The sequence below is a fragment of the Bacillus tequilensis genome (assembly GCF_012225885.1).
In the GTDB taxonomy this organism is placed as follows: Bacteria; Bacillota; Bacilli; order Bacillales; family Bacillaceae; genus Bacillus; species Bacillus tequilensis.
On record NZ_CP048852.1, the window covers coordinates 1,962,382 to 1,973,095 of the forward strand.

The window sequence follows — 10,714 nt, forward strand, 5'->3', positions numbered from 1 at the left end:
CCAGATTATTGGGTGGAATCGATCAGTTCGAGCAGCACATCTCCTTCATTCACGAAATCGCCCTCATGTCTTTTGACTTCTTTTACAGTTCCGCTTCTGTCCGCAACGATCGGGATTTCCATTTTCATTGATTCCAAAATGGCAACTTCTTGGCCTTTTTCAATGTGGTCGCCGGCTTTGACGTGCACTTTCCACAAGTTTCCCGCCATTTGTATCTTAACTGTCATGACACCTGCCTCCTTTATAAGTGTTGTTTCAAAAAGTCAGTCGTGACATTCCCTTCTTTAAATGCTTTTGTTTCTGCAGCCTGGATAAGAAGCGGAAGGTTTGTTTTGATGCCCTCTACCCGGTAGTCGCGGAGCGCTGTCTCCAGCTTTTCAATTGCTTCCGCTCTCGTTTGGCCTTTGACAATCATCTTGGCGATCATCGGGTCATAAAAAGGGGTAACGGTGCTGTCTTTAGCCACAGCACATTCGTGCCTGACTCCTTTTTGGTCAGGGAGTGAAAACGCAGTGATCGTACCTGGTGACGGGTAGAATGTCTTGGGATCTTCCGCGTATATTCGAACTTCGATCGCATGCCCGTTTCGTTTGATGTCTTGCTGGGAGAATGCGAGTGTATGGCCCGCAGCAATCCGTAACTGTTGCTCAACTAAATCCAGTCCCGTAATTTCTTCAGTTACGGGGTGTTCAACTTGCAATCTCGTATTCATTTCGAGGAAATAAAAGTGTTGATTCGGGTCTACTAAAAATTCGATGGTGCCTGCGTTCGTATAGCCGATCGCTTTTGCTGCTTTTACCGCCGTTTGCCCGAGCTTCATTCTGAGATCATCGTCTACAAATGGTGACGGCGCTTCTTCAATGACTTTTTGATGCCGCCTTTGAACAGAGCAATCGCGCTCAAACAGGTGTACTGTATGGCCGTACTGATCGGCCAAAAGCTGAACTTCAATGTGGCGGGCATGTTCAATAACTTTTTCGATATACATCGACCCGTCGCCGAAAAAATCTGCTGCGCGCTTTTTGTTCCCCTCGTACGCCTTTATCAATGCTTCCTCATTTTGAACAAGCTGCATACCGATGCCGCCTCCGCCCGCTGAGGCTTTCAGCATGACTGGATAGCCAATTTGGCTTGCAGTGCGGCAGGCAGCCTGGATATCTCCAAGGGATTCAGAAACACCGGGAACGACAGGGACACCGGCCGCTTCCATTGCTTTTCGCGCTTCAATTTTGCTGCCCATCTTTGCGATGATATCGGGTGAAGGGCCGATAAACACGATGTTTTCTTGCTTGCAGCGTTCAGCGAACCGGCTGTTTTCTGATAATAATCCATAGCCGGGATGGATGGCGTCTGCGTTTGCTTTTTTCGCCGTTTCTATGATTCTCTCTATATGTAAATAACTTTCACTGACTCTTGATTCTCCGATCAAATAAGCCTCTGCGGCCGCCTTTGTATGGGGTGCGTCTCTGTCTGCTTCTGAATAAATCGCGATCGTTTGGATACCGAGACGGCTGCACGTTCGGATAATTCTCATTGCAATCTCTCCGCGGTTGGCGATCAGCACTTTTGTAAACATCATTTCACCTCATTGAGTTGATGATAAATTGAACATTTCAATCGTTTTTTCCCGCAGTTTATATTTTTGAATTTTGCCTGAAGCCGTCATCGGGTATTCGTCTGTAAAAATTACATAACGCGGAATTTTGTGGCGGGCGATTTTCCCTTTGCAATAGGCTTTAAGCTCTTCAGATGAAACGGTTTTTCCGTCTTTCAGCTTAATCCAGGCAGCGGCCTCCTCCCCGAATTTGACGTCAGGCACACCAACAACCTGTACATCTAAAATAGCGGGATGTCGGTATAAAAATTCTTCGATTTCCCGCGGATAAATGTTCTCACCGCCTCTGATGAGCAAGTCTTTTAATCTCCCGGTAATGCGGCAGTACCCCTCTTCATCCATGACAGCAAGGTCTCCGGTGAACAGCCATCCATCGGGATGGATTGCTTTTCTAGTCGCTTCTTCATCTTTATAATAGCCTTTCATGACATGGTATCCGCGGGTGCATAGCTCACCTTGCACGCCTCTTTGAACTTCTCGGCATGTCCCTGGTTCTACAATTTTTACTTCTGCATGAGGCAGAGCGCGGCCGGTTGTTTCGACCCTCCTGATGAACGAATCATTTGCCCTCGTTTGCGTAATGACCGGTGAGGCTTCGGTTTGTCCATAGGCGATCGTAACATCTGTCATACCCATCTTTTCAATGACGGCTTTCATCACTTCACTCGGACAAGGAGAGCCGGCCATGATGCCTGTTCGGAGCGTCGATAAATCATATGCTTGAAAATCCGGATGATGCAGCTCTGAGATAAACATGGTCGGCACGCCGTGGAGCGCTGTGCATTTCTCTTTTTCGACGGTTTTAAGGACGGTAACGGGATCAAATTCTTGTACAGGTATCATGGCTGCTCCGACCGACACACACGCCAAAACCCCGAGCACGCATCCGAAGCAGTGAAAAAACGGAACCGGGATGCACATGCGGTCTTGAGAGGTTAATGCCATACATTCTGCGATATTGGCGGCGTTATTGATGACATTAAAATGGCTCAGCATGACCCCTTTAGGAAACCCCGTCGTCCCTGATGTATACTGCATGTTCATCACATCGTCTTTTTCAAGGCTGTTCATTCTCGCTTCCAGCTCAGCATCTGTCACTGTTTTCGCCAGTATCTCTGTATCGTTCCAATGATACATGCCGGGCAAACGTTTTTCACCGATATAAATCAGCGTTTTTAAAAAGGGATATCGTTCTGATGTCAGCTGGCCGGGCTCTGCTTCTTGCAGCTCGGGAATGAGGCTCTTCAAGATGTTTGTGTAAGAAGTGCCGCGGTACGACTCCATGACAATAAGCGCGGCGGCATCTGATTGCGTCAGCAAGTAATCGAGCTCATGAGCTTGATAATTCGTATTGACGGTCACAAGAACGGCTCCGATTTTTGCCGTGGCGAACTGAACGGCAAGCCATTCGGGGATATTTGAAGCCCATATCGCGACATGATCTCCTTTTCTAATTCCCATCCGCATAAGTCCTTTAGCGGTTTGACGGCACAGGCTGTTAAATTGGGCGTACGTATAGCGGATATGTCTGTCTGGATAAACTACGGCCTCTTGATCAGGGTAGGCTTCAGCTGTTTGTTCGAGCAGCCTGCCGATTGTGAAATGGATGAGTTCAGCCATACATTATTCCTCCTTTCCAAGTGATCGGAAAGCGTTTGCATTTTATGTTAAAAGCTGTCTGGCAATCACGATACGCTGAATTTCAGATGTGCCTTCACCGATCTCCATTAATTTGGCGTCCCGCAGCATCCGTTCTACCCCATATTCTTTCATATAGCCTGAACCTCCATGGATCTGAATGGCTTGATTGCAAGCTCTTGTCGCCATTTCTGATGCGAACAGCTTGGCATACGCCGCTTCTTTTGTGAACGGGCGATGATGGTCTTTCAGCCAAGCGGCTTTTAACACCATTTGCCGTGCCAAGTCAATTTCCATCGCCATGTCGGCAAGCTTAAATTGAATCGCCTGAAAGGAAGAAATCGGCTGTCCGAACTGCTTTCGTTCTTTCGCATAGGCTAATGATGCTTCAAATGCCGCTTGAGCGATGCCGACTGCAAGCGCGGCGATGGAGATCCGTCCGCCGTCCAGCGTGTACAGAAACTGTTTAAACCCTTTTGTCGGATCGCCGAGTAAGTTGCCAGCAGGCACTCTGACATCCTCAAGCAAAATTTCCGCTGTATTTGAACCGCGGACGCCCATTTTATCGTACGGGCTCGTAATCGTAAGTCCGGGTGTGTCGGTTGGCACGATCAAAGCGGAGATGATGTTTTTTCCGTCTTTGTTTTTGCCTGTTACCGCGGTTACAATCACCGTTCGTGCATAGCTTGCATTCGTGATCCAGCATTTTTCGCCGTTGATGACATACTCGTCACCATTTGTTACCGCTTTTGTTTGAGTGCCTCCTGCATCTGAGCCGGCATTTGGTTCCGTCAGGCCGAATGACCCGAGCGCTTTGCCAGAAGCCAGCGGAGTCAAATGCGCCCGCTTTTGATCTTCTGTTCCGAAATAATAAAGAGGACTTGCGCCGAGTGAGACCGCTGCTGCATAGCTTAATCCAGTACTGCCGCAAGCTTTGCCGATTTCTTCAACGGCTAAAGCATATGAAATCGTATCTCCTCCCGATCCGCCGTATTCTTCTGGAAATGGAATGCCCATCAGTCCGAGTTCACCCATTTTTTTAAATGTTTGAATCGGGAACTCGCCCGTTTGATCTACGTGTTCAGCGTGAGGAGCAATTTCTTTTTTCGCAAAATCCTTTACCATTTCACGCACCATTTGCTGTTCTTTTGTCAGCTCAAAATTCACATAGTTTCCTCCTTCACATCTTTGTAACATCCTATTAGGCAAGTTCTGTAATCATTCCCTGACAAAAGAAATCTGAAAATTGAAATTGGTTCATTTTTTAGTGAAAATGAGTAAGCCATCCATAGAGCAAATGCAATGACTTGCCTTTTGGATCGTACGGGGAAGATGATGGGATGATTCCAAAGGGAGATCGAGATTTTGACAGAGAAAGAACGAGAGGGTTCCTCGGCCGAAAAAAAGACGACTATAGAAAGCCGTCCTTCTCATTTCTTATTTTGTTGTTCGTTTGAAAGCCTTGCTTTCGTTATGAAGCCGATCTGCTGAAGTGAGATAATACGTGTACTCCTTGTTTGGGTCTGCCGTGTCATCTAAGTAGGTTTGCTGCTCATTTGTTTTTCTTGCGGTTGCCAGCAATGTTTTGTGCTTTCTGCCTTCGGCTCTGTATATCGCATAATAGGCTGTTTCTTTCGATTGCTGATTTGATGGGTGGTCTTGAATGTGCAGAAGATTGCCGTTTTTGTCTTCGGTCACTTTCGTAAGTTTTGGTTTTTTGGGGGCGGTACTGTCAAGCCAAGGCATTTCCGGAATGAGTGCCGGCCTGCTGTAAAGCTCGGTGGTGAGCCTGTCTTTGATGCCGAGCGGATTTTTGTTGAGGTCTTTAAGGCTGAAATGCATGCTTCCTTTTACAAGCGCAAGTTGACGGTTCAAGTTGATTTGCCTTACATATTCCTCGGGGTCAGACCATGGCGCGTCAAAATTGTTATTGATTTTATAAGCTGCCTGGCCAATATATAAATGCACCGGCTTATTTTTGACTTCATTGCTCCACCAATCAGCCAATACGTCGTACGCCGCTGCGTTGAAGCCGATACTCCAATATATTTGCGGGGCGATATAATCAATGTCGCCTTGTTGAATCCAGTGTCTCGTATCTGCGTATAGATCGTCATAATTTCTGACGCCTGCTTTCGTGTTTGATCCGGTCGGGTCATCTGCCGCGTTTCTCCATACGCCAAAGGGGCTGATGCCGAATTTGACATACGGTTTTGCGGCTTTAATCGTATCGTTGATTTGTTTGACCAGCTGGTTCACGTTATCCCGCCGCCAGTCATCGATATTGGAAAAAGCATCTTTTCCGTATTGTTCATACTGAGCTTGATCAGGAAATTCCTGTCCAGCTATTTTATAAGGGTAAAAATAATCGTCCATATGAACGGCATCGATATCATACTGTTTGACCACTTCTTCAATACCTTTGACGATAAAATCTCTGGTTTCGGGGATGCCCGGATGATAATAAAGCTGCTTTCCATATGCGGCAACCCAGTCTGGATGCTTTCTTGCCGGGTGATTCTCAGACAATTTATTGAGATCCGTATGATTCATCGTAATGCGGTAAGGATTAAACCATGCGTGAAACTCCAAATTTCGTTTATGGGTTTCTTCAATCATAAATTTAAGCGGGTCATAGCCCGGGTCTTTCCCTTGGACACCGGTTAAGTATTCGGACCAAGGGCCATAATCGGATGGATAAAAGGCGTCTGCAGTCGGTTTAATCTGAACAATAACGGCATTCATTCCCAATGTCTGCACATCGTCCAGCAGCTTGATATACTCCTGCTTCTGTTCTTCGGCTGATAACCCCTTTTTTGACGGCCAATCAATGTTTAATACGGAAGCAATCCATACGGCTCTCAGTTCCCTGTCAGGCTGCGCATTGGCCATAAACGGAACGGAGATGACAAACGTCCCGATGATCAAGCTGACAAGGAAACGGACAATCGGCTTTTGTCGAACATTCATTCTATTTCTTCTCCCCCATTACATCGCTTTCACTATTCGTTATTACCGTATTCCCAGGGGGGAAAAGGGTGCTTAATGAAATTGAAGAAATCAGGATTTATGTCTATATCACCAGACAAACGAAAAAAGTCCTGAAGCATTTGTCCGCCGCTTTAGGACTTTTTATCATTTATCATAGTTTGCAGGCTCTTTAACACATCAATCAGTTTTACGCCGACCCCGACAGCTGTTTCAAGAATCGCTTGAGCTCCTGCGATGGCTAAAATAAAGATTACTGGAACTGCGATACGAGGCAAAAAGAGATAGCCCAGTCCGATCAAGATGGCACACCAAACGCCGGCACACCAATAGCAATTGAGCATATATCCAAAGTTAGAAGCCGGCACGCTTTTTTCGTTCACATGACCGTTTTGATCAACGATTTTTTTCTTTTTCATAAATGGTTTCCGGATAAATTCCGTGATTTTGTCAAATACAATTAAATGTGTCAGCCTGTAGCTGGCTAGAATCAGCATGATAAAAGTAAGCCAAGAGAAATGGTCCATAACAGCCTCCAACAAAAAGGATGATGTTATCATTCCCTCGTGTTTTATATCCATTCTTGATGTAAAAAGAAAGGCGGACAGAGAATGCCTCTGTCCGCTAAATCGCTTTATCGTTTGTGCAGCAGTGCTTTATTTGAAGTGATCTTGTCTAAAATGCCGAGGATGATGTCAGCGTTTTTCTCAGCATATGTGCCTTCCAGCATGTCTTTATGAGCGCCAAAACCAGTGTATTCGCTGTAGTTTCCGTAAGCGGCGCCTTTCCATTTTGTTAAGTCTGTATTCTCACTGGTTTCGGTTTGAATTCCAGCTTCAATGAAATGAATGTTCGCTTCGAGGTGCCCTTCATTCAGCAGCTGCGCCCAATATTCATGATAATTTCTTTTTTTCTTCATCACCTTTTCCCTGACCGCTTCAGGCAGGTATACTGCAGATTCGTCATTCACGGTATCGACAAGTAAAGGCCGCTCTTTTAGATAAGCGTCTACGATAATGAGGTCACTGACATCCAATCCTTTGCGCTCCATCGCCTGCGCCACTTCAAAGGCTAGGTTTCCGCCTGCGGAGTAGCCTAATAAAACGTATGGGCCTTCTGACTGTATGTCTGTGATGCAATTGACATATTGTTCAATGCGGGCGTCATGTTCAATAAAGTGAAATCCGTAGACAAATGCCTTGTCATTCAGCAATAAAGCAAGGTCTTTGAAATAAATGCCAAATCCTGATATTGGCGGAAAGCAGAAAAGGTTTCGCTCGCCGTGCTGGTTCAGTTTGATCACATGCTGTTCATCTGCCGCTGTCAGCTGTTTAGAATAAAGTTTTTCAGCAAGCTGAGCGATTGTCGGATATTCGAACAAGAAATCAATCGGTATGTCTATTTGCTGCTGATGCTTCAATGTGTGTATGACTTGCAGCGCTTTTAGTGAATGTCCGCCAAGAGCAAAGAAGTCATCATCAATACTGATTGGATTGACTCCAAGAACATGCTTCCAAATGTTCGCCAATTCTTCTTCAACCAAGTTTCTTGGCAGCGTAATGTCCTTCCGTTTGTCAGGTTTATTTTCTGGTATAGGAAGAGCGCTGCGGTCTATTTTTCCGTTTCCGGTAAGCGGCATCCGGTCTACACGCACCCAGTGCTGCGGGATCATATAGTCTGGGAGCACACGCGCCAAATCGGCACGTATCTCCTTTTCTGCTCGTTTGTCATCGCCGACGTAGTGAGTGTACAGCTGTCCCTCTCCGTCAATTTCTCTCAATGTCACTGCCGCTTCCTGCACGCCTTCCATTTCTAATAGGCGCGCTTCAATTTCGGCGGGCTCAATTCGTTTTCCCCGGATTTTTATCTGCCTATCAATCCTGCTGATGTATTCCAAGTTTCCATCGGGCAGCCAACGCGCCAAATCACCGGTGCGGTATATTCTTTCTCCAGACAAGTAAGGATGAGGAAAAAAAACAGCCTTTGTCAGATCATCTCTGTTCAAATAGCCTTTTGCAACTCCATCGCCGCCGACACAAAGTTCGCCGGGAACGCCTATCGGCAAAAGACGGCCTTTTGCATCTAAGATCAAAGCGGCGCTATTGCTGATTGGTTTTCCGATTGGGATGGGTCCTGCATAGTCTCTTTCTATCTTAAAAAAGGTTGAAAATGTCGTGTTTTCCGTAGGCCCGTAAATATTATGAAGTGCCAAATCTGGACAGGCGTGTCTGACAGCATTCATCAGGGCAGGCGAGAGTGCTTCTCCACCAACATATAACGTATGAAGACCGCGGAACATGTCTGGTTGTACCTGTGCCAGCTGATTAAAAAGAGCCGTAGTTAAAAATAGCACTGTGATGTCATTTTCAAGCAAATACACCCCAAACCGATCGGGTGACAGCAGTGTCGATTTATCAATGATATGAAGACTTGCACCATGTAAAAGTGCCCCAAACATTTCAAAGGTGACGGCGTCAAAGCTGATAGATCCAGTCAGAATAAATCGGTCATCAACGGATACAGACGTGTAATTGCTGTTTTTGACAAGGGACACGACATTGCGATTGGTGATCATGACGCCTTTCGGCCGGCCTGTTGATCCTGAGGTATACATGATGTATGCAAGATCATCCGGACTGGAGGTGATATTGATTGGGATATCATTCTCTTCCGTCAATGCCTGCGCATCTGAAATGATACATGTCCCTGAGAACGCAGCGTTTTGCTCCAGCCCCTTTTGAATAATCAGTATTTCTGCCTGCGTTTCCTCAAGCATAAAGCTGACACGTTCAGGCGGAAGCTCGGCATCAAGCGGGAGGTATGCTCCCCCTGCTTTTAAAACGGCAAGCACACTGATCATGAATTCGGCAGAATGAGCAGCCAATATGCCGGCTGTCTCGTTCTTCCGAAACCCTTTTTGATATAACGCTCTGGCGAGTGAATTAGAGCGTTTATCAAGCTCTTCATACGAAAAAGTCAAATTCCCACACACAAGTGCGATATGGTCCGGCGTCTTTTCTGCTTGTTCACGAAATAAATCTATAATTGTATGATTCTTTGGATATTCTGTTTTTGTATTGTTGAACTGTGTGACAATCTGCTCTTTTTCTGTAGCATCAAGAAAAGAAAAATCAACAATTGGCGTATCAGGGTGATGGGCCGCTGTGCTTAGCGCTTGTGTAAATTGCCTTTTGATGCACCTAATCCAGGCAGCATCGTAAATGAACGCATTATAGCTGAATTTGATGATCAGTTCTTCGCCGGGAGCAACGACAAGATTAAAGTGATATCCTGATTGCTCGGATACCTTCACTTGATCGATTTGCAGTGGTGAATCCGCGGAATCGGCGATTTTCTGCTGTATCGGATAGTTTTCAAAGACAATAATGTGATCAATCAGTTCCTGTTTTAAAGCGGTGTTTGCCTGAATATCAAATAAAGGCTGGCAGGTAAACGGCTCAGCTTCCAGCATTTCTTTCTGGCGTCGTCTGACCAGCTCCTGAAACGTTTCGCCTTGAAATGTTTTAATGCGAACCGGAATGGTATTGATAAACAATCCTATCATTTGTTCCACACCCGGAATTTCTGACGGTCTGCCTGAGACAACCGCGCCAAATACAACGTCGTCGGTGCGGTTATATTGCTGCAGCATCACACCCCAAACTGCCTGAATAAAGGTGGCAAGCGTGACGCCATGTTGTTTGGCAGTCTCTTTGAGCTTGTCTGTCAGTGGTTTATTTAATGAAAATATCAAATCTTCACGTTGATACCCCTCTTTTGTTTCTTCATCGGACACACGAGGCAGCGGTGAGGGGGTGCTGTAGTTTTTTAAATATGAATCCCAGTACTCCGCTGCTGTTTCTTTGTCACGGTTTGTCAGCCAGGAAATATAGGTGCTGTACGGATGGACAGGGTCTAAAGAAAGCGGTTTTCCTGCATGAATCGATTGATAAATCCGCATAAATTCCTGAAGAACGATGCCAAGGCACCAGCCGTCCATTAAAATGTGATGGTGGCTCCAGATGCAAACATGCTCCTCTTCAGCTGTTTTGAATAGATAAATCCGCATCAGCATGTCTTTTTGCAAATCAAAGCCTTTTTGCTTGTCCTTTTCCTTAAAGCATTCAATATACTCATTCTGCCTGTTTGTTGGCAGATGGGAAATGTCTTCGCTGTACAAATGGAATTCTCGTTCTGTCATCACGACTTGCCGGGGTCCCGACAAATGCGGGACGTGCGGCAAAAACACGGTTCTGAAAATGTCATGGCGGTCGATGATGGTTTGAATGCTGCGCTGAAACCATTCATAACTGAGGCTCCCTTTAATGGTGAAGAGCGACTGCTCAACGTATGCCCCCTCCTCTTTACGGAGGAAGGAATGAAACAGCATTCCCTCCTGCATATGACTCAGAGGATAAATGTTCTTGATTTTTTTGATGTTATCCATAGTATCTGCACCTTTCTTCACGGATT

Annotated in this window: 7 protein-coding genes; all 7 read right to left on the reverse strand. The window is 45.9% G+C overall.

The window, feature by feature from the left end; genetic code table 11:
* Positions 1-5 precede the first annotated feature (5 nt).
* On the reverse strand, positions 6-227 hold the full coding sequence (locus G4P54_RS10460) for an acetyl-CoA carboxylase biotin carboxyl carrier protein subunit (protein WP_167872611.1): 222 nt from the start codon (positions 225-227) through the stop codon (positions 6-8).
* Positions 228-241: 14 nt separating this feature from the next.
* Positions 242-1,576: an acetyl-CoA carboxylase biotin carboxylase subunit gene (locus G4P54_RS10465; protein WP_167873861.1), complete on the reverse strand. Its 1,335-nt coding sequence runs from the start codon at positions 1,574-1,576 to the stop codon at positions 242-244.
* A gap of 9 nt (positions 1,577-1,585) precedes the next feature.
* Positions 1,586-3,235 carry an AMP-binding protein gene (locus G4P54_RS10470; RefSeq protein ID WP_167872612.1) on the reverse strand — a complete coding sequence of 550 codons (1,650 nt, stop codon included), beginning with the start codon at positions 3,233-3,235 and terminating at the stop codon, positions 1,586-1,588.
* 42 nt (positions 3,236-3,277) lie between these two features.
* A complete protein-coding gene (locus tag G4P54_RS10475) occupies positions 3,278-4,420 on the reverse strand; it encodes an acyl-CoA dehydrogenase family protein (protein WP_167872613.1) in 1,143 nt (380 codons plus the stop codon).
* Positions 4,421-4,690: 270 nt separating this feature from the next.
* A complete protein-coding gene (locus G4P54_RS10480; protein WP_167872614.1) occupies positions 4,691-6,223 on the reverse strand; it encodes a glycoside hydrolase family 10-like protein in 1,533 nt (510 codons plus the stop codon).
* Positions 6,224-6,375: 152 nt separating this feature from the next.
* Complete coding sequence (locus G4P54_RS10485) at positions 6,376-6,768, reverse strand: DUF1360 domain-containing protein (protein WP_024716449.1); 393 nt, start codon at positions 6,766-6,768, stop codon at positions 6,376-6,378.
* A gap of 107 nt (positions 6,769-6,875) precedes the next feature.
* A complete protein-coding gene (locus G4P54_RS10490; RefSeq protein WP_167873862.1) occupies positions 6,876-10,709 on the reverse strand; it encodes a non-ribosomal peptide synthetase in 3,834 nt (1,277 codons plus the stop codon).
* Positions 10,710-10,714 lie beyond the last annotated feature (5 nt).